The organism is Rudaea cellulosilytica DSM 22992, from assembly GCF_000378125.1.
Taxonomy (GTDB): domain Bacteria; phylum Pseudomonadota; class Gammaproteobacteria; order Xanthomonadales; family Rhodanobacteraceae; genus Rudaea; species Rudaea cellulosilytica.
The window spans coordinates 285,883-312,133 of sequence record NZ_KB899243.1 but is presented as its reverse complement, the minus strand read 5'-3'; the positions used below and the strand labels follow the sequence as shown (position 1 = coordinate 312,133).

Genomic DNA, 26,251 nt, shown 5'->3' with positions numbered 1-26,251 from the left:
AAGGCAGGAGACTGCTTTCGCGGCACACTCTGCTCGGTTCTTGCCGGCGCGGGCAGTGCCGGAAGGCATGGTCGCCGCAATCCGGTGCTGAGCGGGGTATGGCCGGCGTGCCGTCAAGGGGCAGCACGCGCCATGGCCAGCGCGGCGGCATCGAGCTTGACGACCGGATACGCGCCGATGTTCTGCTTGGCATACCACGGCGAGCGGCGATAGAAGAACTCCAGCCGCGCACGTGGATCGGCAGCGAAACCGGCGTCGTTCTTCAGTCGTTCTTCGAACTCGGCCTTGAACGAGGTGTCTTGCGCGAGCATGTCGCGTGCGAGCTTCTCGAGCACGCGCGCATCGGCGCTTTCTTTCTGCTCGAAGATCGCGTTGAACGTGCCCCAACGCAGCAGCGAGTCGGGCGCGTCGGGCTCGAGCAGGTTGACGGCGACGTTCGCGGCACGCTGATCCATACGTACCACTGCGGAACCGGGCGGAAAGGTCAGCGTCGCATTTTCCGTTTTTGCCACGAACTTGCGCAGCATGAGGTGTCCCTCGAACGGCGTGCTTGCCCACTGCGGATCGTCGATTTGATATCGCTGTACGGCGAGCGTTAGCGGCTGCGTCGTCGTCTCCACGCGCAGGCCATGCAGCTTCAATTTCGCGATGACCTGTGGCCAGCCGGCCGGCACGAGATACGCCACCGGCAACATCGCGCTCTTGGCGACGACGAGATCGCGCCAGTTGGGAATCGAGTAGTCCTTCGGTCGCGCCGGATCGTATTGCGTCCAGATGTCGCCGGAGATTTCGCTTTTCGTCTGGGTGAAGTCGAATCCCTTCAGTATCATCGCCACGGGCTTGTCGCCTGCGGCGAACAGGATCGGCAGCGTCGCGTCTGGCTGGTTTGCGCGCGCAATCGTATTGCGGTCGGCGGCTTCGACAACGCGGCGCAGTTCGCCCGGGTGCGCGCGGATGTCATCGAGGATCGCGGTGACGAGATCGTAGATGACGCGTACGCGCACCTCATATGGTTTGAGCATGTGCGTTTCGACCAGCAGCGCGGCACGGTTCTGCAGCGCGACGTACCCCGTCGAAAAGCGCTGGCCCGAGCCGAAGTTCTCGATGCCCTTGGTGATGTCGCGGTGGTCCTTCAATTCGAGATACGGCGAGAGCAGATGACCGCGCTTGTTCGTCGCCGCAAAGATTCTCTTCTTCAGCGCGGTGTCCTGCCATGCCTTGACGCCGTTGTCGAGCGGCCCCCAATCCTCGGAGTACCAGGTCAGGTCGTAGCGGTAGTCGGCGCCGTCTGTGGTGTGGATGTCGGCGAGGAAATCCGGCAGCCATGCGTTCCACAGCGCGAGCCAGGCCTGCATCTCGGGCGCATAGGCCTTGATGTAGTCGCGGTTGAGATTGAGGTTCTGCGCGGTGGCGCGAAACCCCATCTCGGCGGGGCCGTTCTGGTTGATGCGCAGGTAGGGATTGGAATTCTCGTGGCCGTCGACGTTGAAGATCGGCAGGTAGAGGAGGATCGCGTGGTCGAGCGCATGCTTGAGCCTCTCCGCGGCGGGCGATGTTCGCGCCCCAGCCGCTTTCGCATCGACGAGGTCGCGCAGCAACATCAGCCCCGCGTCCTTGCCCTCGATCTCGCCCGCATGGATGCCGGCCTGGACGAACACGATCTCCTTGCCGGAAGCGCGCGCGGCTTCGGGTGTGAACTCGCCGCCGCTCGCGGCGACGACCAGCATCAGGTCGCGACCTTCCGGCGAGACGCCAAAGCGCGTCAATTTGAGTCTGTCGGGTGCTGCCGCGGCGAGCTTTTCGAGATAAGCGCGCGTGTCGGCATAGCTCGGCGTCGTCTTGAAATGCGCCGCTTCGGCGGGCGTGGTCCAGTCGGCGGCCTGCGCGGCCGCCGTTGCGACGGCGAGCAGGCACACGCCGATCGCGAAATTCCACACCCGTTTCATCATGGCGCGCGTTCGCGCGGCATGTCGGGCAGCTTGTCCGGGCCCGCCGCGCCCCCGGAGAGGATGAAGGCCATCGCCTGGTCGACGCTCCAGTCGGTCGCGATCAGCTCGTCGACCGGCACGATTTCGAGATAGCCGCCGGTCGGATTGGGCGTGGTCGGCACGTAGACCGCGGCCATTTCGCGGCCCGTGCTGCCGACGAAAGTGCGCGTGACGAAGCCGATCGTCTTCAGCGTCGGCGAGGGAAAGCCGATCAGCACGACACGTTGTGTATTGCCCGGCTTGCTTTGCAACATTGTCATCAACTTCTTCGAGCCGCCGTAGATCGTATGCACGAGCGGGATGCGCTCGATCAGGCGTTCGAATCCGGCGAGCAGGCGCTGGCCGAGCATGCGGCTGACGGCGAAGCCGAGCAGGTACAGCGCGAGGATCGTGCCGACGAAGGCAACGATCGAACGGAACCATTCCTGGCCGAGCCATTCGGCCGCGGCCGGGAACAGTGCGCTGATCAGCGCGAATGTCGCCGCGACCGCAGGTGCGCCGACGTGCGAAAGCACGCTGACGATGAAGGCGAACACGAGCCAAGTCAGCCACAACGGAATGAAGGTGAGCAGACCGGTGATCAGGTAGCGTTGCAGGTGCAGGCGGGGCATGGATGTGGCGACAGGTCGGGGAGCTGCATCATAGCGGCCGACGCGTCGCGGCGCATGGCGCACATCGCGGAGTCGTCTATGGCTCAGGGCTTGCGCAACACGGCCTCGAATACCTGATGGCCGTCGTGCGTATCGTCCCAGTGCACGAATTCCAGTCGGGCTTTCGCTGCCGCCTGGCGCAGCCATGTCTGCGACAGATAGGCGATGTGTGCCGGTACGTGCAGGTAGCTGTAATGAAGCCACGGGCGGATACCCTCGCGCGGTTTCCATAGCGGCGGGCGATATGGAGCAGTTATGTAGATGTGGCCCCCGCGCAGCATGCGTGCCTCCATCTCGATGAGCATGACGGCGGGATCGATTAGGTGTTCGATCACATGAGTCATCGATGCGAACGCAAAGCGCGGTTCGCGGGATACGGCCTGGATCGTGCCGACGATATATTCATCGACCCACGGGCACGCTGTTGCGCATTCCGTACTGACGTCCTGCGCCACTGTGTGCACGCCAGGGCTTCGCTGCTTGCAGGCGCGCGAAACCCAAGCCAGCCCGGCGCCTACTTCGAGAACGGATTGCGCCGCGGTGGGGACAAGCCCTAGCCGGTCAATGCGGCGAGTGTAAGAATCGAGCACGCGCAGGGCCGCGGCATCGTCTGAGTATGTCTTGTCGCTGAACTGGACGGAATCCTGGTAGAGGGTCTGCAGGTCGCGATCGCTCGGCTGTGGGTCGAGATAGACGACCTCACAGAGGGTGCAGAGAAGCAGCCGATAGTCCTCGTGTTCGAAGGGTCCGGGATGAGTCGGCGCGACGTTTCCTATGACGAGATGACCAACGCGAGCCGTAGCGCAGAATCGGCAATCGCGTTCGACATCCGCTGATTCGCCCGTGGACGAAATGTTCGGATCGCGCCTGCCACGCCATGCGTCCAGACTCTTGAGTTGCCATGCGCGCAGGCGGTTACGTCCGTTCTGCGGTAACAGCCGCGCGAGTCTCCTAAGCATGTCAAGTGGCGCGGGCATTCTATTTTTCGTGCTTGCGCCGTACATAGATCTGCTTGCGCACGCGTGCGATCACATCGCCGGCGGCGGTCTTCACCTCGGTGTCGAACCAGCGCAAATATTTTTCGCCATTCGCGGTCGCGGCGCGGATCTCGTCGAGCACGGTCTCGTCGAGCCGGAATTCGGCGTAGACCGCTTCGCGCCCCGGCGCGACGAAGTCGATCGCGCCGGCCTTGTCCCAGACGATGTAGTCGCGGCCGAGTGCCTGCATCGTCATGATCATCCAGAACGGATCGGTCATCGCGAACAGATTGCCGCCGAACTGGGTGCCGACGAAGTTGCGGTTGTACCATGCGAGTTTCATGCGCACGCGTGCGTGGCGCCAGTCCTCACTCCATTCGAGCACGCGCATGCCGCCGAACAGGAACGGCGGCCAGAAGTTCAGTGCGCGCCGTAGCGTGCGCGCGGAGAAGGATGTCGTCGTGAGGTTCATTGCCGGCAGAGGATGGGGAGCGCGCGCCGACCATGCCCGCGAATGCGTTTGAAATCAACCGTGCGCGCGAATGAAATAAATTCCACCTCGGTCATCGCGCGAGTGCGGCGGATATAATCCTCGCTCGATCTTTCGCAGGATACGCCCTTGTCGTCAGGTTCCGTCGCCGCACCGCATGTCGCGTTCGCGGCTCTGCGCCACCCAGGGTTCCGTGCCTACTTCCTGCTCTCGGCGCTGGCGATGATGGCCGACAACATCGAGCACGTGATCAGCTACTGGGTGATCTTCGGCAAGTTCAATTCGCCCGCGCTCGGCGGCTTCGCCGTCGTCGCGCACTGGCTGCCGTTTCTGCTGTTTTCGGTGTACTCGGGCGCTCTCGCCGACCGCTTCGATCCACGCCGCATGATCCAGCTCGGCATGGCGCTGTTCATGGGCGTGTCGATCACCTGGGGCGTGCTGTTCATCACCGGGGCGTTGCAGATCTGGCACGCCGCCGCGCTGCTGATCGTGCACGGCATGGCTGGCGTGCTTTGGGGACCGCCCTCGCAGTTGTTGCTGCACGACATCGTCGGCCGCGAGCACCTGCAGAGCGCGGTGCGCCTCAACGCGACCGCGCGCCAGCTCGGCATGCTGATGGGGCCCGGCGTCGGCGGCGCGCTGCTGCTCTGGCTCGGTCCGAACCTCGGCATCTTCGTCAATGCAACGCTGTACTTGCCGTTCATCCTCTGGCTCGCGGTCGCTCCGTACGGGCCGAAATTCCGCGCCGCCGGCGTCGCGGTCGCGACGCGCGCGGTGCGCAACCTCGGCGATATCTGGCGGGCGCTGCAGGAAATCTCGCACCATCGCGTGATCCTCGCGATGACCGTGCTGGCGGGCTGCGCCTCGCTATTCGTCGGCAACGCCTACCAGGCGCAGATGCCCGGGTTCGCCCACGATCTCGGCCAACAGAATGCAGACTTCTTCTACAGCATGCTGCTCGGCGCCGACGCAGCCGGTGCACTGACCGCCGGTTTCGTCCTCGAAAGCCGCGGCCTGCTGCAACCGCGCGCGCGCACCGCCTGCATACTCGCGATGATCTGGTGTCTGGCGCTGGCCAGCTTCGCGCTTACGTCGAGCTATCCGCTCGCGCTGGCCGTGCTCCTCGTCGCCGGCTTCGTCGAACTCTCGTTCAACTCGATGGCGCAGACGCTGGTGCAGCTCGATGCGCCGGCCGAGATGCGCGGCCGCGCGATCGGCGTGTTCAGCATGTTCGCGATGGGCATGCGCATGTTCAGCGGCGTCACCGTCGGACTTGCCGGTGCGCGCATTGGCATTCACTGGTCGCTCGCGTTCAGCGCGGGGGTGTTGTTTGTGGTGATTGGACTGCTGATGCAGTTTGGCCTGCGCCCGGCTCGGTCGGCGCCGTAACCGGCTCGCTATCGTCATTCCAGCGCAAGCTGGAATCCAGTTTTCTGCTCTTCAGTTTTTGCGGCAAGTGCTTCCACTCGTCCTGCGGACGAGCGGGTAACTTTCTCTTGCTCGTGCAAGAGAAAGTCACCAAAGAGAACACGCCCCAGAACATTGCGCCCGGCGCGCATCCTGCGCTCCGGGTCCGCGTCAGGGGCCGGGCTTCGCTGACTGCACGTCCGTGTGCAGGCAGCGAAGTCGGCGCGATCCTTCGCGCCGCCCCTGCGGGCATTTCCGGCCACTGTCGCCGCAATGTAATGGGGACCCGAAAGCCGGGGCAGCGCGCTCCTGCGCGCCAGAGCAAAAAGCCTCGCATGCAGTTGCTCTTGATCTTCCTCCCCTTTCACCGCACCGAGCATCGCAGGCGGCGGCGGGGGAAAGGCGCGCATGTCCGAGCGCAGGGATGCGCGAGTTCGCGCCGGCCCGCTGGCGCCGAGAAGCGCAGGGCACTTTCGCGCAGCGAAAGTGCGGTGGCGGGGCGTGTTTCTCTTGGTGACTTCTCTTTGCACGAGCAAAGAGAAGTCACCCGCTCGTCCGCAGGACGAGTGGAAGCTCTTGCTTAAAGAAAGCGCGAGAACGGAAGCAATGGCATGGTCAGAACAGCAACGACGACATCTTGCGTCGATACGTGCCGACGAGTTCGCCGTCGTCGAGCACATTGAACGCAGCGATCAGGCGCTTTTTCGCCTGGCCCTCGTTCCAGTCGCGCGCTGTGCGCAGCAGGGTGAGGAATTCGTCGAGGCCCTGCGCCGGCTCATCGCCGAGCAGCAGGTGCACGCCGAGCAGGTCGCGTGCTTCGTGGTCGGCGGGATTCTGCGTGAGTCGGGTGCGCAGCGCGGCGGCATCGGGCGCATTCTTCAGCGCACGCGACAGATCGAGTTGCGCGGCGACGCGCTTGGCTTTCGCATCGCTGGCAAGGTTGGGTGGCAGCGCATCGAGCTGCGCTTGTGCCGCATCGGCCTCGCCCGCGCGGGCGAACGCTGCGGCAAGATCGAGCTTGAGTTCGGGCTTGTCCGCGTTCGCGGCAATTTCCTGCTGCAGGCGCGCGATGGCTTGCTGCGGCGTTTCGTTCGCAAGCAATTCGTCTGCAACGGGTTCCGGTTCTGCGGCAGCTTCCGGCTTGCCGAGGTGTTTTTCGACGAACGCGCGCACGCCGGACTCGGGCAGCGCGCCCATGAAGCCGTCGACCATCTGCCCGTCCTTGACGAGCACGACGGTCGGCAGGCTGCGGATGCCGAACACGGCCGCGAGCTGTTGCTCCTTGTCCGTATCGACCTTGCCGAGTTTGAGCTTGCCGCCGTAGCTGTCGACGACCTTCTCTAGGATCGGCCCGAGCGATTTGCACGGCCCGCACCAGTCAGCCCAGAAGTCGACGAGCACGGGTGTGGTCAGCGAGGCCTGGATGACGTCGGTTTCGAAATTGGTTTCGGTGGCGTCGAATGTATGGACGGATGCGGTCATGGTTCGTTCACGATGCGGCAAGGGGCGCAAGGATAGCGGAAGATGGCGACGCCGCGCGCGATTGCAAGCCGCGCTGCGCGAGCAGCGAGGGTACGCTTGTTGCCGCGCGCAACGGCTTCTATAGTGCCGCTGTCGCTCGCGCGAGCGTCGAAGCCGGGAGCGAAAGGGTTCCGTCATGGGCAGCGAGACCAGCGTGTCGAATCCGGACGTTGCCGACGACTTGTTCGCGATCGTCTACGAGGAGCTGCGGCGCATTGCGCGCAGTCAGCGCCGCGGCGCCGGTGGCACGGCGACGCTCGAAACCACGGCGCTCGTGCACGAGGTCTACTTGAAGCTCAGCGGGAGCGATGCAGCGCGCGGCATGGACCGCGTGCATTTCCTTTCGCTCGCGGCACGCGCCATGCGACAAATCCTGGTCGACCACGCGCGCAGCCGCTCGCGGCTCAAGCGTGGCGGCGACTGCATCATCACCGGATTGAACGGCGAGATCGGCGGTGCGGACGAGATCGTCGACCTGGTCGCGCTCGACGCGGCGCTGAGCGATCTTGCCGAGTTCGATCCGCGCGCCGGCCGCATCGTCGAATGGCGCATCTTCTCGGGCCTCGAAATCGCCGAGATCGCGCGCCTGCAGAATCTGGCTGAACGCACGGTGTTCCGCGACTGGCGTCGAGCGCGCGCCTTCCTGATCCAGCGCCTCGGTCTCGCCGACGCGGCGACATGAATACAGGTAGCCAGCGCTGGCGGCAGATCGGCGAGATGTTCGATCGCATCGCTGACGCAGCGCCGGAACGGCGCACGTCGTTGCTCGACGAGCTGTGCGGCGACGATGCTTCGTTGCGCGCCGAGGTCGAGGCTTTGCTGCGCGCGGACGCCGCCGCGTCGCAGTTCGACGACGGCATCGAATCCGCGCGCGGCGCGGCGGCGCGCGCTTGGCATGACGATGCGGAAAGCGAAACCACGGGGCGGCGCGTCGGACCGTGGCGAATCGTGCGCGAGATCGGTCGCGGCGGCATGGGCGTCGTCCTCCTCGCCGAGCGTGCGGACGGACAGTACGAACAGCAGGCGGCGCTCAAGTTGGTCAAACGCGGCATGGACAGCGAGGCCATCCTCGCGCGCTTCCTGCGCGAGCGGCAGATCCTCGCGCGGCTCGAGCATCCGCACATTGCGCGCCTGCTCGACGGCGGTATCGCTGACGACGGCAGGCCATACTTCGCCATGGAATACGTCGCGGGCGAACCGTTGCTGGACTGGTGCCGGGAACGCAAAGCGAAGCTCGACCAGCGCATCGCGCTGTTCCTCGAAGTCTGCGCGGCGGTGCAATTCGCGCACAGCCAACTCGTTGTGCATCGCGACATCAAGCCGTCGAACATCCTCGTCACGCCTGCTGGCGAGGCCAAGCTGCTCGACTTCGGCATCGCCAAGGCGATCGGGCGGGGCGGGAGCGGCACCGCCACCGCGTTGTGGCGCGATCGTCCGCTGACGCCGGCCTACGCCGCGCCGGAGCAGATTCGCGGCGACCCGGTCACCGTCGCGACCGACGTGCACGGACTCGGTTGCGTGCTGTACGAACTGCTCACGGGGCGGCGCGCATTCGAGATCGGCGATACGCCCACGCTCGACGAATTGCAGAGGCTGCTGGCCGCGACCGCGCCGCGCGCGCCGAGCCTGGTTGCGGCGATCGATGCGCCGGTGTCGGCGAAAGCATTGCGCGGCGACCTCGACACGATCGTGCTCAAGACGCTGCATCGCGACCCGGCACGTCGCTACGCGACAGTCGAAGCGCTCGCGTCCGATCTGCGTCGCTATGGGCAGGACCTGCCAATCTCGGCGCGGCGCGACAACACCGCCTATCGCGTGGGCAAATTCGTCGATCGGCACCGTGCGGTTGTTTTCGCATCCGCCGTGGCGGTCGCATTACTGCTTGCGAGCACGGCATTCGCGTTGTGGCAGGCTCGGCAGAAATCGCTTGAAGCGCAAGCGGCGCAGCAGGTGACCAATTTTCTTGTCGGCCTGTTTGCCGGCGCCGATCCAGAGCTGACTCGGGGTTCCAAACCCAGTGCACAGGATCTGCTCGACCAAGGCAGCGCGCGTCTGAATGCCCCGACCGACATCGGGCCGGCTGTGCGTGCGCGGCTGTTGCACACGATTGCGCGTACGTATTCGTCGCTCGGACTCTACGACCGCGCGGTGCCGTTGGCGGAACAGGCGCTTGCCTCGCGTCGTGGGCAGTCCGGTGGCGCCGATCTGGATACCGCGGAAAGCGCGGACGAACTCGGGATGATCCATCTGAGCAAAGGCGAATACGACAAGGCCGAGCCGTTGTTGCGCGAAGCGCTGCAGACACGGCGCGAAAAACTGGCAGCGGACGATCCCGCCGTCGTCGACAGCCTCGGCAATGTCGCCTTGCTGTTGCAAGATCGCGGTGATTTCGCCAGCGCCGATTCGCTCTACCGACAGGCGCTCGACGCGAGCAGACGACGCTTCGGCGAGGATTCCGCAGAGCAGGCGCGTCGCCTCGACGACCATGCGACCAATCTCGACAACCTCGGCAGACGGCCGGATGCGGAAGCCGCGTACCGTCGCGCGTTGGCGATTCGCGAGAAACGGTTCGGGCCCGATTCGGCGGAAGCCGCCGTGTCGCTGCAGAACCTCGGCGTGCATCTCGATCAGGACGGTGACTACGCCCAGTCGGTCGCGCTGCTCGAACGCGCGCAAGCGAACCGCGCACGTATCTACGGCGCGGAGCACCCGCTGACAGCGATCAGCATGCTCGCGCTGGCGGATGCCTGCGATGGGAACAAACAAACACAACGCGCCATGGACCTCGCCGAACGCGCGCTCGAAATTTTTCGCCGCAGCTTGCCGCAGGAGCACCAGAAGATCAGCGAGGCGATCAACATGCTGGCGGCCTTCCGCTACGAACGAGGCGATCTTGCCGGCGCCATTGCCGCGTATCGCGAACTGATCGTGCGTTCGCGCAAGACGCTCGGCGAAAACCATCCGGACACGCTGACGATCACGAACAATTTCGCGAGCGTTTTGTCGCACGACCATCAATACGCCGAGGCCGAGCGCCTGCTGCGCGACGTGCTGGCGCGTACCGGCGCGGACAATGGCCAGGGCATCGACACCACGGCCGCGGAGAATCTCGCGACTGTTCTCGGCATGCAAGGGCGTGGCGCAGAAGCGGTGGAATGGGCACGCAAGGCAGTGGCACTGCAGGCTGCGCGGGCCGGCGCCTCGGCCAATCTCGCGATTGCTCTACGCTCGCTGGCCGGGGCCGAGGAGGTCGCGGGCGACGCCGGTGCCGCGGAATCCGATTTCCGCGCGAGCCTCGCCCTCGGCGACTACATTTCGGCGACGCATGGCGTCGACCGTTTCAATTGGCACCTGACCTGGGCTGATTTCCTCGTTGGTCAACACCGCTGTACCGAAGCTGCGCCGTCGATCGAACTTTCTCTCGCCGAGCTGGCGAAATCGGACGAATCGAAGAACTTGAACAAGGCGGAAGCGATCTTTCTGAAGTCCCTTTGCGAGTCGGAGGCGAATGCCGCGAATCCGGCAGCGAGGAAATCCGCGACTGCGGCGTTGGCGAGGCTTCGCGCGATCCCGCGCACCGATATCGATGCCGATCCGACCACGTCCGCTTACGTGAGAAAAAACTCTCTGTAGCCGACTCGATGCCGATCGGACGCGCATCGACGACGCATCTCATCTTCCCGCGGGCGCTTCGACATGATCGTAGGCGAACACCCAGTCGACCCGTGTCGTCGCCGTGCCGCCTTCGCCTTTCAGCGGCAAGCCGTTCTGGCCGATCCAGTAGCGCATTTCGCCGCCCGTGAGATGGCCGCTGTAGATCGTCGCGGTCTGGCCATCGGCCGTTTCTTGTCCGATGAGTTTGCAGTTCGACGTCGTCGCACGCACGGCAGTGAGTTGTTCGCTGCGCTCCTGCGCCGTGGTCGGATTTTTGACCCAACCTGCATTCTGCATTTTGACGAAGGTGGCGTCGGGCAGCACGATCTTTTCCGTCGTGTGTCCACGGCCCGTGATCGATTCACGGAAGGGAGCATCGAGCTGCCTGGCGAAGGCGTCGAGCAGCGGTTTGCAGCTGGCATCGTCGGCACGGGCAACGACGCAATGGAACATCGAGAACGATACGATGGCGACGGTAAATGGGCGGTAAAACATGATGCGCTCCGAATGCACGTAGTGCGGTGACCGCTGGATCAGCTCCGGCGCGCGGCGAAAGACTTGTTGCAGAGTGCACCGAGTTTCTTCGCCAGTTCCTCGCCGCGCACAGGTGTGATCGCCTTGTCGCCTTGCACGCCCTTCTTGAAGTGCAGGTCGGCCTGGCAAATGACTTCGCCCTTGATCGCCAGCGTGTCGAACTCGCTCATGCCGGGTATGTTGGAATCGTGCACGTCGACCCATACGGCCTTGTCGCCGACGCCAGCGAACGCCACGCCCTTGGGTTGGAGAAAACTCACTAGGGTCTGATACGTCTGCTTGTTGTCTCCCTGCATCGGTGGTTTCGCGCGGATCGAAAAGTCGATGAGCGCGCCGTTGCCGTCGCCCATTTCGCAGCCGTTCTCCGCTTCGCCGAGCGCGGCGTTCATCGCGTAGCGATTCAGTGCGGTCGAGCCGGTCAGGATTTCAGCCGCATCGCGCGCGGAGAAATCGGTCTCGCACGGCGTCGGAGTCGTACCTTTGTTCGCGTTCGCCACGGCATTCGAGAGCGCCGCTTTCGCGGCATCTTCGTTCGTAGCCGCCGCAACTGCATTCGCAGGGTTCTTCGAGCAGCCTGTAACAAGAACTGCAGCGAGCAAGAGCGTGGCATAGCGGAATTTCGCTTTCATGGTGCCTCCGTCGGGATCGATGTGACGGTTCACTGGCCGAACAGGCCGCCTGTGGCCATCTGCGTGATCAGCGTCTTGCCGTCGTGCGGCGTGATCATGATGTTCACGTTCGGACAGGCGTATTTCGCGCCGCCCTGCGCGGTCTGGTGCGTGCAAATTTTCGGCAGGCGTGCGCCATACCATGCATCGACCGTGGCAGCCGCATCGGTGGTTTCCACTTGGAACAGCGGCGAGCTCGGGGGCAGGTCTGGATTCTTGTTGACCGCGTTCGGGTAGCTCGGTATGCCGTTGCCGGCGGCACTGGCAGGCAGCGCGGTGACGACGCATATCAATGCAGTCGCGATCGGAATACGCAGGACGGTTGGGATCACGTCGGTGTCTCCTATGGTCAAATTTTCGGTGGCTGCACGTCGGCGTAGTCGTAGCGAAATTCGCGACGGCTCTTGCCGAGCGCGCCGCCGACGTCGATGTCGATGACTTGCCGCAACGGCAGGCCGTTCGCACCGATCCAGATGCGCTGAACGATCACCGCGTCGTCGCTTTGCTTGTGCACAGCGAACAGGGTCACCGCCTGCCCGTCGACGTCGGCGCTTCCCGCATTCGTGCAGATCGCCTTGCTCGCCTGCATGGCATTGCCGATCTCGGCGGCCTCGGCCTTGGCGTCGTACGAATGCGAATGCCACCTGCCGATGACCCGGAGATATCGCGTCGTACCCGTTTCAACCACCTCGCTCTGGCTCGGGCCGGGTTTGTAGGCGGCGGTTTCGGTGATGTGCTGGTGGTTGGGCGTGGTGGCGAGCAGGGTCATTGCACTGACCAGCGGCATGCAGGCGCCGGTCTGTGCCTGCGCGGGCGCGCAGGCGATGGCAGCGACGAGAGCCAACAAGTTAACTGCGCAAGTCATGCGATTCATGGAATTCATCCGGTATGTGCTGGGTTACGTCGTTCGGTGCAGTCGGCTGACATCGCGCGACCTGACCATTCTCGTCCACGCGCAGGCGCACCTTGCGTGCCACCGGCATTCGTCATGAGGAAGCCGCTTCCGGCGACGCGCTGCACGGTGACATCGGCGGCGTGGATCGAAGTGCCGGCGATCAGCGGGGCAACGGATGCCGCGACATGACGGGCGAGATCGGGCGTTCTGGTCATGGCATCTTCGGGCCGCACTCGTCGCGACAACTTGGGCAGATTGCGTGCGATGTCAGCGTGCGCGTCGATGGGGCGGCCTCGTATTGAATGCACAGGCAGCCACGACCGCGATCAGCGTAGCGAGGAGTAGCAGGATGAGACGGCCGAGCGCAGGCGCAGGCACGGCCGGCGCCTGCGGCGCGGCATCGACGACGAGCGTCGCGGAAGCCACCGCCGTGCTGTTGTCGGCGACGTTGCCGGCGACGACGTCGGGCAACGACAGCGAGATCAGGTATGCCTGCACGGCGCCCGCCGGCAATGCATCGACGTAGCTGCGGGCTGCTGCTGCCGCTGCCGTTACCGCGACCGATGCCGTGCAACCGCCGCCGGCCGGGATCGTCGCGACCGGCAGTAGCGGGGCTGCCTTTACGACAGTGAAGCTGCCACCGCCGGCCGTCGCATTGACCGCGGCGCCGGGGCAGGTCGTGATCGCGTTCGATGTCGCCGCGATCACGAGGCCGGACGGCAGCGTGTCCGTCAATGAGATCAGTTCGAGGTCGGTGCTGTTGGCGTTGGCTATGGTTACCGTCAGCGTGCTCGTCGCGTGCGCAGCGATCGTCGCGGGCGAGAATGCGGCGGCGACGGTCGGCGCAATCGGCGCCACCGCGGTGAAGCTCACGCTGGCGTCGGCGGCGTTGTTGCCGACCGAGGTTTGCAGGTCGCCGGCAAGCACCTTGTGCGTATACGTGCCGGGCGCGTTCGCCGTGGTCTGGATGTGCAGCGTACAGGAGCCCGATGCGGGCAGCGTGCCCGCGGTGATGCCGACGACTTCGCCGCCGAAGTTGGCGAACGTGCCGCCGCAACTGTTGTCGACGAGGCCGTAAGCGTCGGTCGCCGGATCGAGGGTAATGTGCAGGCTCGTGATCGTCGCGGCCGTGGCGGTCGGGTTGGTCAGCGTCACCGTGAGCACGCTGTACGCGCCCGCGGGTACGGTCGCGGGGGCCATCGACAAGGTGACGCCGGTGGGCGTCGAGGCCGAGAACACCGCATCGGCGAGCGTATTGCCGAATGTGGTCGAACCGGTGACGGAATTCGTGGCCGTGGCGATCGTGGTCAGCGTGTTCTTGACGAGGTCGGTGACATACAGCGTCGCGCCGTCGTGCGACAGCGCGACGCCGAAGGGCTCACCGGCGCCGGCGATCGCGATGTCGGTTACCGCGGGTGTCGCGCCGCTGACGTCGACTACCGAGGCGCCGTTGTCGGCGGCGTAGACCTTGTGGCCGTCGGCGCTGATTGCGATGCCCTTGGGCGGTCCGGTAACGGTCGCATGCGAGAGCGGCGTCGCGCTGCCGATGTCGATGATCGAAACGGCGTTGGTGTCCTGGCTGGAAACGTACAGGCGCGTTCCGTCCGGCGAGACCACGATCTTTTCCGAATCGCCGCCGGCCAGCGCATAGGTGCCGATTGCCGCCGGCGTTGCGCCGGTGAGATCGACGATTTCGACAGAGTCGCTGGGGCCGGTGTCGCCGGTGACGACATAGGCGTGTGTGCCGTCGGGCGATACCGCGACGGCGACGGCGTTCCAGTTCGCGCTGATCGTGATCGTCGAGATCACGTTCGCCGTGCCGGCATCGATTGCGATCACGCTGAGCTTGTTCGACCAGGTCGCATAGACCTTCTTGCCGTCGGGCGAGAAGGCGACGCCGAACAGATTGCCGCTTCCCGGCGCGAGCGTCGCGAACGGCGCCGCGGGGCTGCGGGTCAGGTCGACCAGGCTGACCGAGCCCGAGAAATTGCCGACTGCGAGCGTCGTTGCGTCCGCCGACAGTGCCAGTGATCGCGGCGCCGCGCCCGCGGCCAGCGGAATGTTGCCGATGACGGTGGGTGCCGCCGAGACGTCGACGATGGCTATCTTGTCCTCGCCGCTGTCGGCTACGTAGAGCCGCTGCGCGAAGGCAGGCGTGCTCGTCAGCATCGCGCAGGTCAGTAGGCAAGACAATTGACGCACGAGGCGTCGAGTGAAATCAGGGCAGCTGCGCGGATCACCGTCGGTGGCCGCGAAGGCGGATGCCGCCGCCGGGATGGGCATCGTTGCGGTGGGGTGGACGAGGTTGCGTGCTTGTGTCATCGATTTTCCTGGCAGTCTTGTCGGAATGCGTCTTCCGGCGACGGTGGCGCGCTCGCTGCATTTGCCTGCGCCGACGCCGGACGATGCCGCGCAGTCACTGGGTCCCTGCGCTGGGCTTGCCCGTTGCGCGAACTAGGCGGCTCAATGGCTTTCGATCTTCTTGATCGGCGCGCCGGGTTGCGGCATCTGGTGTAGTGCGTGTCCCGGCGGGATCGGTTGCGGATTCAACGCAGCTTTGCCGGGTGGAATCGGCTGTGTGTTCAAGGCTGCGTTGCCGGTGGTGGAGAGAATTCCATGCGTGTTCGATACGCTATTCGCACGCTCGATCGGCGCGCCGGGCTGGGGCTTGAGTTTGCTGTGATCTTGCTGCATCGGCGTTTGCGAGTGCAGCCGGGAGGCGTGTTCGATATCCGGATTGGTCGTGCCGATATACTTGGCCGTGGGTGGTTTCGGTGCAGGGACGCAACGCCGCGGATGCGCTCTCGCCGCCGGGGCCGAAGGGTTGTAGTTCGGATCGGGCATCGTGCCGATCGGGCACGCGTGGGCCCATGAAGCGACGAGCGCTGAGCAGGCCAGACCCCGCAGCGCTGCGCTGCGGGCGAAGCGGAAACCGGAAGAAAACGACGATTTCATGGCGAACTCCTGTGCACAAAGACCCTGCACAGCAAGTTACGTCGTTGCATGCTGATCACTGACACGCATTAACGATGCGCGATCACATCGAGTTCGCCGGATGGATCGCGTCGGCAGGCTTCGCGATCCCTGTGCGGCCTGCCGCCGAATTACCCGCTGTCGCTGCTTGTCGGCGAAAATGCCGCCGGGCGTCCAGCGCACGCCTCTGCCGAAGTGGCGGATTTTCTTACGATCGGAGCGCAGCCAAGGTTATTTGTACACCACGCCTGCCTTCATGACGAAGCCGACTTTCTGCAGCAGGGCGACGTCGTCGAGCGGGTTGCCTTCCACCGCGATCACATCGGCGAACTTGCCCGGCGCGATGCTGCCCAGGTCCTTTTCCTTCTTCAGCAATTGCGCCGCATGCGTGGTCGCCGCTTGGATTACGAACATCGGCGGCATGCCGGCTTCGACCATGTAGACGAATTCCTTTGCGTTGCGTCCGTGCGGATAGACGGCGGCATCGGTGCCGAATGCGATCTTCACGCCGGCCTTGTACGCCTTGCCTGCGGTGGCCTGGATGATCGGCCCGACGAGCAGCGCCTTGGCGGCGACCTGCGGCGGATAGCGGCCGGGTATCTTGGCCTGTTCCTCGGCGGTCTTGCCGGCGATGATCGTCGGCACGAGCCAGGTACCGTGCTCCTTCATCAGCTTCATGTCGGCGTCGTCCATGTAGGTGCCGTGCTCGATCGAATCGACGCCGCCGAGGATGGCGCGGCGGATGCCTTCGGCACCATGCGCGTGCGCGGCGACGGTGAAGCCGTAGTCGTGCGCGGCGGTGACCACCGCCTTGATCTCCTCGATCGTCATCTGCGCGTTGTCGACGCTGGTGCTTTCGTCGAGCACGCCGCCGGAGGGCATGATCTTGATCGCGTCGGCGCCATCCTTGTAATGCTGGCGCACCGCCTTCCATGCGTCTTCGGGTGAGTTGATGATGCCGTCCTTGGGACCCGGATCGCCGGCAAGATCCGCGCGGAAACCGTCGGTCGGGTCGGCATGACCGCCGGTCGAGCCAATCGCCTTGCCGGCCGTGAAAATGCGCGGGCCCGGCACGACGCCGGCGTTGATCGCATTGCGCAGCGCGATCGAATCGTTGTCGAAATCGGCGAGGTTGCGTACCGTGGTGAAGCCCGCGTCGAGCGTGCGCTTCGCGTAAACGGTACTGCGGATGGCAAAATCTGCGGTGTTGAGGCGGAACTTGTCGCTGTACGTGGTCGGGCTGAACTCCATCGTCAGATGCACGTGGCTGTCGATCAGGCCGGGCAGGCAGGTGCTCGTCGGCAGGTCGATGCTCTTCGCGCCGGCCACCTCGGCCTTGCCATGACGCACCTCCTTGATGCGTGTGCCTTCGATCACGATGGTCGACTCGCCGAGCAGCTTGCCCGCCTCGGTGTCGATCAGGTGGCCGCAATGGATGGTCTTGATCTCGACTGGCGCGGCGGCCTTGTCAGCTTCGGCGGCGTGGGCGGACAGGGCGAGCGTGGAAGCGATGACGGCGACGATAGGCAACAAGCGCATGGAGGTCTCCTTGAATGTCGCGGCATGCTAGCGGTTGTCGCCGCGGCGATCCATGTGCGTCGCCGCAATTGCGCGCAGCGCGATGGGCGGAAAATACCAGTGGGCAAGTCGATGCGGCGACGTTGAAACACTCGGCCGCTGAAGCGGCAGGGGCAACTTGGTCCCTTGAGAGTCGTGTGTGCGGGTTCTATAGTCGCCGTAACGGACCGCACCGGACGCCGTGTCGACGGGGCCACCATCCGCAAACAGCCGTGCAAACGGCTGCCTGGCGGGCGCGAGCGGGAATATCCGAAGGACCGTCTTCGCCGTTAGGGGCATCGTGGATGGACACCCAGCGTTGGCAACTCGCAGGCGATATCTTCGAGAAGCTGCTCGAGGTGCCGGCGTCCGAGCGCGAGCCCCTGCTTGGCACGTTGTGTGGCGACGACGTTGAGTTGCGCAAGTTCGTCGTTTCGATGCTCCATTCGCAGGAACACGACAATCGCACCGACGCCGCGTCCAGCGCCAGGACGGTCGCAGCGCCGTCCGATGCTGCGCATCCGCCGCTCACTCAGGATGTCGATTCCGCCGACAGTCGCGTCGGTCCGTGGCGGCTCGTCGGCAAGCTCGGCGCGGGCGGCATGGGTGTGGTCTGGCTGGCCGAACGCGCCGACGGCCAGTTCCACCAGCGCGCGGCGCTGAAGCTGATCAAGCGCGGCATGGATTCCGACGCCGTCCTTGCGCGTTTCCTGCGCGAACGGCAGATTCTGGCGCGGTTGGATCATCCGAACATCGCGCATCTGCTCGACGGCGGCATCGCCGCGGATGGCCGGCCCTATTTCGCGATGGAGTACGTCAAGGGCCTGCCGCTGCTCGACTACTGCAGCAAGTTGAACGCAGACCTCGAGACCCGCTTGCGCCTGTTCCTGGAAATCTGCGCCGCGGTGCAGTTTGCCCACGAACGCCACGTCGTGCATCGCGACCTCAAGCCGTCTAACGTGCTGATCACCTCGACCGGTGCAGTCAAGCTGCTCGACTTCGGTATCGCCAAGTTGCTCCACGACGATGACGAACCTGTGGTCACGCTGACCCGCGCCGGCAGCGGCCGGCCGATGACGCCGGCCTATGCCGCGCCCGAGCAGATCGCGGGCGAAGAGGTCACCGCGGCGGCTGACGTCTATGCGCTTGGCGGCTTGCTCTACGAGCTGTTGACCGGACGACTTGCCCACGATTTTTCCGCCGCACCCGACGCCGGCGCGGTGCTTGGCATCATTCGTGCGACCGACCCGGCGATGCCGAGCCGCCTCGCCTCTGCGACGCTGCCGGTGCCGCGCGGCCGCCTGCGCGGCGACCTCGACACGATCATGCTGACCGCGCTGCGCGCGCAACCCGAGCGGCGCTATGCCGACGTCGCTGCGCTTGCCGGCGACGTGCGCAGCTATCTCGCCGGCAAGCCGATCGCGGCGCGCCGCGATCATGTGTTCTATCGTGGATGGAAGTTTTTGCGCAGGCACCGGTTCGACGTGGCGGCCATCGCTGCGGCGGCGATCGTGGCATTGGGCGCGCTGGCGTTCGTCTTGTTCGAACGACAGTCGCGAGCTTCCGCTGCCGAGCACGCGGCGTTGGCGATCGTCGATTTCAACAACCTGGCGCAGAACAAGGACGCCGCGTGGATCTCGCCCACGCTAGGGCAGATGCTTGCGACCGAATTGGCGCTCGGCGGCAAGCTGCGTACCTTGTCTGATGTGTTGGTGCGCGGAGCGGCCGCTGATCTACCCGCCCCAGGGGCTGGAGGTTACGCGGCGGAAACCCTGGCAACGCTGCACAAGCGCGTCGCCGCGGACTACGTCCTCAGTGGCAGCTACTTTGCAGCGGGCACGTCGAACGATGCGAACCTGCGTCTCGATATCGCCGTGCAGGATGCACGCAACGGCCAAGCGGTTGCGCGCGCGGCGCAGAGCGGTGTGCTCGCCGACCTGCCGAACTTGATCGGCAGACTTGGTGAAGACTTGCGCGGGCAACTCGGGATCGCACAGCCGGATGCGGCGACACGCGCGCAAGCCGCTCAGGTGCAGCCGCAAAACACCGATGTCGCAAAGCTCATGGGCGAGGCTCAGCAGGCCTTGCGCGCGAGCGATCCAACGCGTGCCCGCGACGACCTGCTATCCGTGGTCGCACAGACGCCCGGTTATGCGCCTGCTTACGTTCTTCTGGCGCAGACATGGAAAGCGCTCGGCTACGACGCCAAGGCATTGGCGATGGCGCAACAGGCCGCAGCGCACAGCGAGGGCCTGCCGCCGGAGGCGCAATTGCGCATCGCCCGGGAAGTGGCAGCGCAACAGTCCGATTGGGACAAGGCGGTCGAACTGGATCGTAGGCTATTGGCACTCGCGCCGCAGGATCTCGACATCGAACTGGCGCTGGCCGACGATCTGCTCAGTGCAGGTAAACCCGACGAAGCCGATCGCGCGCTCGATGAGGCGCGCAAGTTGCCGGGAAGCGACGGTGATGCGCGCATCGAATTGAAAAGCGTCGCTATCGCACGGCTGCGCGGCAATATCGCCGAGCAGGCCGAGCATGCAAACCGGGCGCTGCAATTGGCCCAGGCGCACGACGCCTCACTTCTCGCCGCGGCTGCGAAAGTCGAATTGGCCTGGACACAGAGTCATTCCGGGCAACAGGAGGCAGCTGAAAAGACACTGCGCGATGCAATCGACTACTACCAGCAGCGCGGCAATCCGCGCCAAGAGGCGGAAGCCCGATTGCGCTTGGCAGGTGTGCTGACGAAGCAGAACCGATCCAGGCAGGCGCGTGAGCAATATCAAACCGCGTTGGACGTGTTCCACCGAATCGGTGATCAGAAGCAATTGACCAACACCTACAAACTGTTGAACGGCGCTTTGTGGAATCAAGGCGATCGCGATGCTGCCGTGACGGCGTCGCGGCGGGGACTGGCGATCGCGCGAGAAATTCGGGACGCCGGTAGCGAAGCCTGGCATTCGGGTTCGCTGGCGGTTATGCGTCTGGATGAAGCTGCCGACGACGAGACGATTGCAGAATTGCGCGCAGCGGGCGAATTCGACGCACGTTTGGGTGCGCGCGAGGATCGTCTGTTCATGCTCGCGAATTTGAGTGATGCGTATCGTCTGCGCGGGCAACTCGACGAAGCACAAAGATACTGTGCGCTTGCGCGCGCCGAACTGTCGCCGACCGGCTCGCCGTTTGCCGCCGCATCAGTGCACTACAACTGCGCAGTGCTTGCCTTGGATCGCGGCGAATCCGTCGAGGGCGCGGCCGAGCTTGAGCAGGCCATGACGATCGGTGCGCAGATCAATGACAACTGGTCGTTGACGAACGGCGCCATCGTCTTGGCTGGCATCGATATTTCCAACGGCGATTGGGAGGCGGCGCGACAACGCCTGGCGGCTACGGCAGCTCGTTTGCCGCCGGATGACTTCCCGATCGGCGAAGCCAATGTGCTGGCTTGGCTGGGTCTGTGCGAGGGGCATCAGGGGCACGTTACCGAGCGTGACGCAGCGCTGGCGCGCGCGCGCGCGTTGCGCAGTCGAATAACGTCGTCGTATACCGTTTTTGCCGCAGACGTAGCGTTGGCCCAACTTCGCGGTATCGCCGATGGCCGAGCTGCCGGGATCGCGGCCTTGGAATCTTTGGCCGACGATGCCGAGCGCAGGTCGTGGCCGGCTCTTGCCTTGGAAGCACGCCTGCCGTTGTTGCCTTTGCTTCAGCAGAGCGATGCACACTTGGCTGAGGAATTGCGCGACCGGATCGAAACTGCGGCGCGTCGATACGGATTCAATTGGGTATCGACACGCTTGGCCAAGTCGGGTGCAGCGGTGCCATGAAGGCGGGGTTACTTCACGCGTGTGGCTTTGCGCGCACTCAATGCGAACATGTGCGTCGCCGCATCCGCAAGCAAGGTTTTGTTGGGATCTGCAGAATCGAGGCTGCAGGCAACGTCGTGAAAAGCCTTGCCTACGGCAAGCAAGCCCAGGCTAATTCCGGCCGGCGAAACATATGTCGATTGCAGCAGGGAAGCCACGCCGCAGTCGACTTCGAAGTTCGGACCGGTCGGTCCGCCATACGCTCCGGCGACTTGCGCCGTCGCGGCCTTTGCCGCCACCGCGCGCCGTGGCGCCGGCGGCAAAGGCAGCAATTGATCGGTTTGCCGGGATTTCATCTGCTTGGTTTTGTTCGTTCTCATGGCAGCATCTCCGTCGGATGGTAGGAATTACGCACAATGAAACAGTGGATAGGCTATCGATGAAGCAGGACAGGCTCAGGTCGAATTTCATGAATAAGGGCTTCGCCCTCATGCGCAAGGGTATTTCCCCGGAATTGGCCAACATCTTCGCCAACTATGCGATCCTTCAGGCGGCCGATCCGGATTATTACACCTTGGACACGCACACGCGCATCCTGTCTTCGGCTTCGCGCTCGCGCTATGCCGATGCGCTCGGCGAATGCCTGCTGCTGCGCCTGCAGCCGCAAATAGAAGCGGTGGTCGGCGAACCGCTGCATCCGACATATTCGTATCTGCGCATCTACGGAAAAGGATCGATCCTGGACGGGCATGTGGATCGACGTGAATCGGAAATCGCGGCGTCGATGACGCTGGCTTGCGTGGCCGACGCACCGTGGTTGCTGTGCTTGCAGGCGCGCGACAAGACCCATGCCCTCGATCTCGCACCAGGCGACATCGTCGTTTACGAAGGCATTCAGTTGCCGCATTGGCGCGAGGTTTTTCAAGGTGAGTTCTGCATCCAGGTCATTTTCAGCTACGTGCGTGCGAACGGAGAGTTCGCCAGCTTGCGCTTCGACGGTCGCGATCAGATCGGGCCCATCCAGAAGCCTGGCCGGAATTGAACTATTTGCTTGGCGATGCCTTTTTCCGCGCGGGGTTTCTCTTCCCTTCGAGATTTCGCGGCCGCGATTACAGATGAGGCGAATCTTCCATCCTGAGCCGCTTTGGGTGGGGTCTCAGCGCTCGACCGCTTTGCGCCCCAGCACCGGATCGTCGCTGAAGAAACCGTCGATGCCGGCGTCGAGATAGGCACGAATTTCGGTGACGAGACCGGCTTCGTTGCGAGTGGCCGGCGTGCCCGGCGCGCGCATGTCGGCCGGCAGGAAATTGTTTTCAGGACGGAACGTCCAAGGGTGGACGAGCAGTTTTGCTGCGTGCGCGTCGGCGACCAGCGCCGTGGGCGAGCCGAGCGTGCCGTCGGCGGTGCGCGGGATGACCGAAAGCTTGTTCGGGCCGATCGCGTCCGCATATTTCGCGATGCTGGCTAGTCCTTGCGGCTGCATCATCCGCGCGTAGTCCAGCGGCTGTTTGCTCGCGAGGATATCGTAGGGCTGTTCCTTCGCTTCGCCGAGCAGTTGGATCAACTTGACGTTCGGCAGATCGCCGAGCTTGCCGCGCAGATATTTGAGATTGCCGATTTCGAACGACTGAATGAACAGCGGCGCGGTCCTTGCGGTGTAGGCGTGCTTGCGGATCGTGGCTAGCACGGCGTCTTCCATCGCCAGGCCGATGCCTTTGAAGTAGGTCGAATGCTTGATTTCGGGATAGATGCCGATCACACGGCCGCGCTTCTTCGATTCGGCGGCGACGAAATCGATGATCTCCGCGAACGTCGGCACGGCGAACTGGCCGTCGAACTTCGCGTTGCCCGGGCGCAGCTCGGGCAGGCGCTCGCTCGCGCGCAGCGTCTTGAATTCGGCGAGCGTGAAGTCCTCGGTGAACCAGCCGGTCACCGACTGGCCGTCGATCGTCTTGGTCGTCTTGCGCGCGGCGAATTCGGCGTGTTTCGCCACGTCGGTCGTGCCCGAGATCTCATTCTCGTGGCGGGCGACGAGGGCGCCGTCACGGGTCATGACGAGGTCGGGTTCGACGAAATCGGCGCCATCGTCGATCGCCTGGCCGTACGAGGCGAGCGTATGCTCCGGGCGCAATGCGCTCGCGCCTCGGTGGCCGAGGACGAGCACCTTGTCCGCGAGCGGTTTCGCGGGCGGCGCGGCGTCGGCGGTGGGAACGGCCATGCAGGCGAGGGCGATCAGGGCGGCGAATCGGAGTCTAAGCATACGGGCAGAATAGCGCGCGAACGTGAAAAAATGGCGTCAGGCGTGCCGCGCCAGCCTGAATGGCGCCGCTGCCAGCGATGGCGCCGGCCGCCCCGCTGCGCTACCCTGCGCGACCCGCCAACGGCGCGCAGACGCGCCTCATTCTCGTCATGCAAGAACAAGAAAACCTCTACGACCCTGCCGCCGTCGAAGCCGCGGCACAGAAATTCTGGAACGAGAGTCGCGCCTTCGAGGTGAAGGAAGACCCCTCGAAGCCGAAGTTCTTCTGCCTGTCGATGCTGCCGTACCCGTCGGGTGCGCTGCACATGGGCCACGTGCGCAACTACACGATCGGCGACGTCATCAGTCGCTACCAGCGCATGCTCGGCAAGAACGTGCTGCAGCCGATGGGTTGGGACGCGTTCGGCCTGCCCGCGGAGAACGCGGCGATCAAGAACAATACCGCGCCGGCGAAGTGGACCTACGCCAACATCGACCACATGCGCGCGCAGCTCAAAACGATGGGCTACGCGATCGATTGGTCGCGCGAATTTGCCACCTGCCGCCCGGACTACTACGTGCACGAGCAGCGCATGTTCGTGCGCCTGTTCAAGAAAGGTCTGGCTTACCGCAAAAATTCGGTGGTGAACTGGGACCCGGTCGACCAGACCGTGCTCGCCAACGAACAAGTGATCGACGGCCGCGGCTGGCGCACCGGTGCGCTCGTGGAGCGGCGCGAGATCCCGCAGTGGTTCCTCAAGATCACCGACTACGCCGATCAATTGCTCGACGGCCTCGACAAGCTGCCCGGCTGGCCCGATGCGGTCAAGACGATGCAGCGCAACTGGATCGGCCGCTCGGAAGGCCTGGAAATCCAGTTCGGCGTCGAGGGCGAGAGTGAGCCGTTGACCGTGTTCACGACGCGCCCGGACACGCTGATGGGCGTCACCTTCCTGTCGATCGCGCCCGAGCATCCGCTCGCGTTGCAGGCGGCGAAGACGAATCCGAAACTGAGCGCATTCATCGAGGAATGCCGCCATGTCGCCGCCTCCGAAGCCGTCGTCGAGACGGCGGAGAAGAAGGGCGTCGAAACCGGCCTGCATGCGATCCATCCGATCAGCGGCGAAAAGCTGCCGATTTGGGTCGCGAACTTCGTGCTGATGGGCTATGGCACCGGCGCGGTGATGGCCGTGCCCGGCCACGACGAGCGCGACTGGGAATTCGCGACCAAGTACGACTTGCTGATCAAGATGGTCATCGTCAGCGATGCCGTGCGTGATGCGATCCGCGAGCTCGGCCGCGAGGCCGAAGGCAACCAGGATCCGATGTCCGCCGCGCTCGGCCAGAGCCGCGCGATCGACGTGGTCGAGGCGCCGAGCGCGCTCAGCATCGTCGAGGATTTCGAGAACAAGATCATCACCGACGGCGCCTACACCGAGTACGGCACGGTCGTGAACTCGGGCGAGCTCGACGGCAAGAATTACCGTGAGGCGTTCGACTACCTCGCGGAGAAACTGCAGCGCGAAGGCAAGGGAGCGAAGCGGATCAATTACCGCCTGCGCGACTGGGGCGTTTCGCGCCAGCGCTATTGGGGCTGCCCGATTCCGATCGTCTACTGTCCGAAGTGCGACGCGGTGCCGGTGCCCGAGGACCAGCTGCCGGTCGTGCTGCCCGAAGACGTGCAGTTCATGGGCGTGCAGTCGCCGATCAAAGCCGATCCGAACTGGCGCAAGACCACCTGCCCGCAGTGCGGCGGACCGGCCGAGCGCGAGACCGACACGTTCGATACGTTCATGGAGTCGAGCTGGTACTACGCGCGCTACACCTCGCCCGGTGCGAAGACCCAGGTCGACGAGCGCGCGAACTACTGGCTGCCGGTCGATCAGTACATCGGCGGCATCGAGCATGCGATCCTGCATCTGCTGTACTTCCGTTTCTATCACAAGCTCATGCGCGATGCGGGCCTCGTGCACAGCGACGAGCCGGCGACGAATTTGCTCTGCCAGGGCATGGTCATCGCCGAGACGTTCTACCGCGAAGATGCGAACGGCAATCGCGACTGGATCAATCCGGCCGATGTCGAGATCCAGCGCGACGACAAGGCGCGCATCGTCGGCGCGATTCTCAAGAGCGACGGCAAGCCGGTGCAGATCGGCGGCATCGAGAAGATGTCGAAGTCGAAGAACAACGGCGTCGATCCGCAGGCGATGGTGTCGAAGTTCGGCGCCGACACGGTGCGCCTGTTCTCGATGTTTGCCGCACCGCCCGAGCATTCGCTCGACTGGCGCGAGGCCGGCGTCGAAGGCATGGCGCGCTTCCTGCGCCGCCTGTGGCGCGACCTGCATGCGCATGTCGCCCAGCCTGATCATCCCGAAGTTGATCCACGCATGCTCAACGCCACGCAGAAGACGCTGCGCCGGCAGATCCACGAGACGATCGCGAAGGTAAGCGACGACTATGGCCGCCGCCTGTCGTTCAACACCGCGATCGCGGCGGTGATGGAACTGCTCAATGCCGTCGGCAAGTTCGACGACATGAGCGATCAGGGCGGAGCCGTGCGCCACGAGGCGTTCGAGGCGATCGTGCTGCTGCTCAACCCGATCACGCCGCACATCGGCCACGCGCTGTGGGCCGCACTCGGCCACACGGAGCCGGTCATCGACGTGGCGTGGCCGAAGGCCGATCCGGCCGCACTGGCCAAGGATGCGGTGACGCTCGCGGTGCAGGTCAACGGCAAGCTGCGCGGGCAGATCGAAGTCGCGGTCAATGCGGCGCGCGAAGAAATCGAGCAAGCCGCGCTGGCCGATGAAGGCGTCATCAAGTTCGTTGCCGGGCAGACGGTGAAGAAAATCATCATCGTGCCGGGTAAGATCGTAAATATTGTCGTAGGATGAT

General features: G+C 64.5%; 21 protein-coding genes. 6 read left to right on the top strand and 15 right to left on the bottom strand.

The genetic code is table 11. From position 1 onward, the window contains the following. Positions 1 to 113 precede the first annotated feature (113 nt). From F455_RS0115960 to F455_RS0115945, 4 genes are all read right to left on the bottom strand, one after another. Positions 114 to 1,949, bottom strand: a complete 1,836-nt coding sequence (locus F455_RS0115960) for a M14 family metallopeptidase (RefSeq protein WP_342662060.1) — start codon at positions 1,947 to 1,949, stop codon at positions 114 to 116. Then, positions 1,946 to 2,599, bottom strand: coding sequence for a DUF502 domain-containing protein (locus F455_RS0115955; protein WP_018974320.1), 654 nt, complete (start codon positions 2,597 to 2,599; stop codon positions 1,946 to 1,948). Before F455_RS0115955 ends, F455_RS0115960 begins: the two co-directional genes overlap by 4 nt. A gap of 83 nt (positions 2,600 to 2,682) precedes the next feature. Further along, complete coding sequence (locus F455_RS0115950) at positions 2,683 to 3,615, bottom strand: methyltransferase domain-containing protein (RefSeq protein ID WP_169337363.1); 933 nt, start codon at positions 3,613 to 3,615, stop codon at positions 2,683 to 2,685. 1 nt (position 3,616) lies between these two features. Beyond that, positions 3,617 to 4,087 (bottom strand): DUF4442 domain-containing protein, encoded by a 471-nt coding sequence (locus F455_RS0115945; protein ID WP_018974318.1) that lies wholly within the window; start codon positions 4,085 to 4,087, stop codon positions 3,617 to 3,619. A gap of 147 nt (positions 4,088 to 4,234) precedes the next feature. Between F455_RS0115945 and F455_RS0115940 the strand changes: the two genes are divergently transcribed. Beyond that, on the top strand, positions 4,235 to 5,494 hold the full coding sequence (locus F455_RS0115940; RefSeq protein ID WP_018974317.1) for an MFS transporter: 1,260 nt from the start codon (positions 4,235 to 4,237) through the stop codon (positions 5,492 to 5,494). A gap of 14 nt (positions 5,495 to 5,508) precedes the next feature. Here F455_RS0115940 and F455_RS0115935 read toward each other — a convergent pair whose 3' ends face one another. Together F455_RS0115935 and trxA are read right to left on the bottom strand one after the other, a co-directional pair. Further along, on the bottom strand, positions 5,509 to 5,922 hold the full coding sequence (locus F455_RS0115935; protein ID WP_018974316.1) for a hypothetical protein: 414 nt from the start codon (positions 5,920 to 5,922) through the stop codon (positions 5,509 to 5,511). A 205-nt stretch (positions 5,923 to 6,127) separates the two neighbouring features. Next, a complete protein-coding gene (gene trxA / locus F455_RS0115930) occupies positions 6,128 to 6,994 on the bottom strand; it encodes a thioredoxin (RefSeq protein ID WP_018974315.1) in 867 nt (288 codons plus the stop codon). A gap of 175 nt (positions 6,995 to 7,169) precedes the next feature. Between trxA and F455_RS21155 the strand changes: the two genes are divergently transcribed. Both F455_RS21155 and F455_RS0115920 read left to right on the top strand, forming a co-directional pair. Continuing rightward, positions 7,170 to 7,715, top strand: a complete 546-nt coding sequence (locus tag F455_RS21155; RefSeq protein WP_018974314.1) for an ECF-type sigma factor — start codon at positions 7,170 to 7,172, stop codon at positions 7,713 to 7,715. Beyond that, positions 7,712 to 10,666, top strand: a complete 2,955-nt coding sequence (locus F455_RS0115920) for a serine/threonine-protein kinase (protein ID WP_018974313.1) — start codon at positions 7,712 to 7,714, stop codon at positions 10,664 to 10,666. The genes F455_RS21155 and F455_RS0115920 overlap by 4 nt, the downstream gene beginning before the upstream one ends. 39 nt (positions 10,667 to 10,705) lie before the next feature. Here the strand turns inward: F455_RS0115920 and F455_RS0115915 are convergent, their stop codons facing one another. The 8 genes from F455_RS0115915 to F455_RS0115875 all read right to left on the bottom strand — a co-directional run bounded on the left by F455_RS0115915 (position 10,706) and on the right by F455_RS0115875 (position 17,296). Then, complete coding sequence (locus F455_RS0115915; RefSeq protein ID WP_018974312.1) at positions 10,706 to 11,182, bottom strand: hypothetical protein; 477 nt, start codon at positions 11,180 to 11,182, stop codon at positions 10,706 to 10,708. Positions 11,183 to 11,220: 38 nt separating this feature from the next. Next, positions 11,221 to 11,850 (bottom strand): uL10 family ribosomal protein, encoded by a 630-nt coding sequence (locus F455_RS0115910; protein WP_018974311.1) that lies wholly within the window; start codon positions 11,848 to 11,850, stop codon positions 11,221 to 11,223. 29 nt (positions 11,851 to 11,879) lie between these two features. Next, complete coding sequence (locus tag F455_RS0115905; protein WP_018974310.1) at positions 11,880 to 12,221, bottom strand: hypothetical protein; 342 nt, start codon at positions 12,219 to 12,221, stop codon at positions 11,880 to 11,882. Between the two features lie 17 nt (positions 12,222 to 12,238). Beyond that, the gene (locus tag F455_RS0115900; protein ID WP_157578929.1) at positions 12,239 to 12,763 is read right to left on the bottom strand and encodes a hypothetical protein; all 525 of its coding nucleotides are present in this window, start codon (positions 12,761 to 12,763) and stop codon (positions 12,239 to 12,241) included. Between the two features lie 5 nt (positions 12,764 to 12,768). After that, positions 12,769 to 12,999 (bottom strand): hypothetical protein, encoded by a 231-nt coding sequence (locus F455_RS23070; RefSeq protein ID WP_157578928.1) that lies wholly within the window; start codon positions 12,997 to 12,999, stop codon positions 12,769 to 12,771. Positions 13,000 to 13,051: 52 nt separating this feature from the next. Continuing rightward, complete coding sequence (locus F455_RS0115885; RefSeq protein WP_018974306.1) at positions 13,052 to 15,106, bottom strand: DUF7933 domain-containing protein; 2,055 nt, start codon at positions 15,104 to 15,106, stop codon at positions 13,052 to 13,054. 141 nt (positions 15,107 to 15,247) lie between these two features. Next, positions 15,248 to 15,739: a hypothetical protein gene (locus F455_RS0115880; RefSeq protein ID WP_018974305.1), complete on the bottom strand. Its 492-nt coding sequence runs from the start codon at positions 15,737 to 15,739 to the stop codon at positions 15,248 to 15,250. Positions 15,740 to 15,988: 249 nt separating this feature from the next. Further along, positions 15,989 to 17,296, bottom strand: a complete 1,308-nt coding sequence (locus F455_RS0115875) for a metal-dependent hydrolase family protein (RefSeq protein WP_018974304.1) — start codon at positions 17,294 to 17,296, stop codon at positions 15,989 to 15,991. A gap of 323 nt (positions 17,297 to 17,619) precedes the next feature. On the opposite strand from F455_RS0115875, the gene F455_RS22230 reads away from it, so the two are divergent. Beyond that, complete coding sequence (locus tag F455_RS22230; RefSeq protein WP_018974303.1) at positions 17,620 to 21,138, top strand: serine/threonine-protein kinase; 3,519 nt, start codon at positions 17,620 to 17,622, stop codon at positions 21,136 to 21,138. Positions 21,139 to 21,310: 172 nt separating this feature from the next. Then, positions 21,311 to 22,159 carry a hypothetical protein gene (locus F455_RS21145; protein ID WP_169337362.1) on the top strand — a complete coding sequence of 283 codons (849 nt, stop codon included), beginning with the start codon at positions 21,311 to 21,313 and terminating at the stop codon, positions 22,157 to 22,159. 114 nt (positions 22,160 to 22,273) lie between these two features. On the opposite strand, the gene F455_RS0115855 is transcribed toward F455_RS21145, so the two are convergent. Continuing rightward, entirely contained in the window at positions 22,274 to 23,335 is a 1,062-nt protein-coding gene (locus tag F455_RS0115855; protein WP_018974300.1) for a glycerophosphodiester phosphodiesterase, read from the bottom strand. A gap of 191 nt (positions 23,336 to 23,526) precedes the next feature. Between F455_RS0115855 and leuS the strand changes: the two genes are divergently transcribed. Further along, a complete protein-coding gene (gene leuS / locus F455_RS23660) occupies positions 23,527 to 26,250 on the top strand; it encodes a leucine--tRNA ligase (protein WP_026293446.1) in 2,724 nt (907 codons plus the stop codon). Position 26,251: the final 1 nt, after the last annotated feature.

Excerpts from the sequence above, each read along its gene's own strand:
- F455_RS0115875 (WP_018974304.1), bottom strand. The coding sequence starts at position 17,296 with ATGCGCTTGTTGCCTATCGTCGCCGTCATCGCTTCCACGCTCGCCCTG.
- F455_RS0115855 (WP_018974300.1), bottom strand. The coding sequence starts at position 23,335 with ATGGCCGTTCCCACCGCCGACGCCGCGCCGCCCGCGAAACCGCTCGCG.
- F455_RS23070 (WP_157578928.1), bottom strand. The coding sequence starts at position 12,999 with ATGACCAGAACGCCCGATCTCGCCCGTCATGTCGCGGCATCCGTTGCC.
- F455_RS0115915 (WP_018974312.1), bottom strand. The coding sequence starts at position 11,182 with ATGTTTTACCGCCCATTTACCGTCGCCATCGTATCGTTCTCGATGTTC.
- F455_RS22230 (WP_018974303.1), top strand. The coding sequence starts at position 17,620 with ATGGACACCCAGCGTTGGCAACTCGCAGGCGATATCTTCGAGAAGCTG.
- F455_RS0115885 (WP_018974306.1), bottom strand. The coding sequence starts at position 15,106 with ATGACACAAGCACGCAACCTCGTCCACCCCACCGCAACGATGCCCATC.
- F455_RS0115935 (WP_018974316.1), bottom strand. The coding sequence starts at position 5,922 with ATGCGCGCCTTTCCCCCGCCGCCGCCTGCGATGCTCGGTGCGGTGAAA.
- trxA (WP_018974315.1), bottom strand. The coding sequence starts at position 6,994 with ATGACCGCATCCGTCCATACATTCGACGCCACCGAAACCAATTTCGAA.
- F455_RS21145 (WP_169337362.1), top strand. The coding sequence starts at position 21,311 with ATGTCGATTGCAGCAGGGAAGCCACGCCGCAGTCGACTTCGAAGTTCG.
- F455_RS21155 (WP_018974314.1), top strand. The coding sequence starts at position 7,170 with ATGGGCAGCGAGACCAGCGTGTCGAATCCGGACGTTGCCGACGACTTG.
- F455_RS0115955 (WP_018974320.1), bottom strand. The coding sequence starts at position 2,599 with ATGCCCCGCCTGCACCTGCAACGCTACCTGATCACCGGTCTGCTCACC.
- F455_RS0115910 (WP_018974311.1), bottom strand. The coding sequence starts at position 11,850 with ATGAAAGCGAAATTCCGCTATGCCACGCTCTTGCTCGCTGCAGTTCTT.
- F455_RS0115880 (WP_018974305.1), bottom strand. The coding sequence starts at position 15,739 with ATGAAATCGTCGTTTTCTTCCGGTTTCCGCTTCGCCCGCAGCGCAGCG.
- leuS (WP_026293446.1), top strand. The coding sequence starts at position 23,527 with ATGCAAGAACAAGAAAACCTCTACGACCCTGCCGCCGTCGAAGCCGCG.
- F455_RS0115960 (WP_342662060.1), bottom strand. The coding sequence starts at position 1,949 with ATGATGAAACGGGTGTGGAATTTCGCGATCGGCGTGTGCCTGCTCGCC.
- F455_RS0115950 (WP_169337363.1), bottom strand. The coding sequence starts at position 3,615 with ATGCCCGCGCCACTTGACATGCTTAGGAGACTCGCGCGGCTGTTACCG.
- F455_RS0115900 (WP_157578929.1), bottom strand. The coding sequence starts at position 12,763 with ATGAATCGCATGACTTGCGCAGTTAACTTGTTGGCTCTCGTCGCTGCC.
- F455_RS0115945 (WP_018974318.1), bottom strand. The coding sequence starts at position 4,087 with ATGAACCTCACGACGACATCCTTCTCCGCGCGCACGCTACGGCGCGCA.
- F455_RS0115920 (WP_018974313.1), top strand. The coding sequence starts at position 7,712 with ATGAATACAGGTAGCCAGCGCTGGCGGCAGATCGGCGAGATGTTCGAT.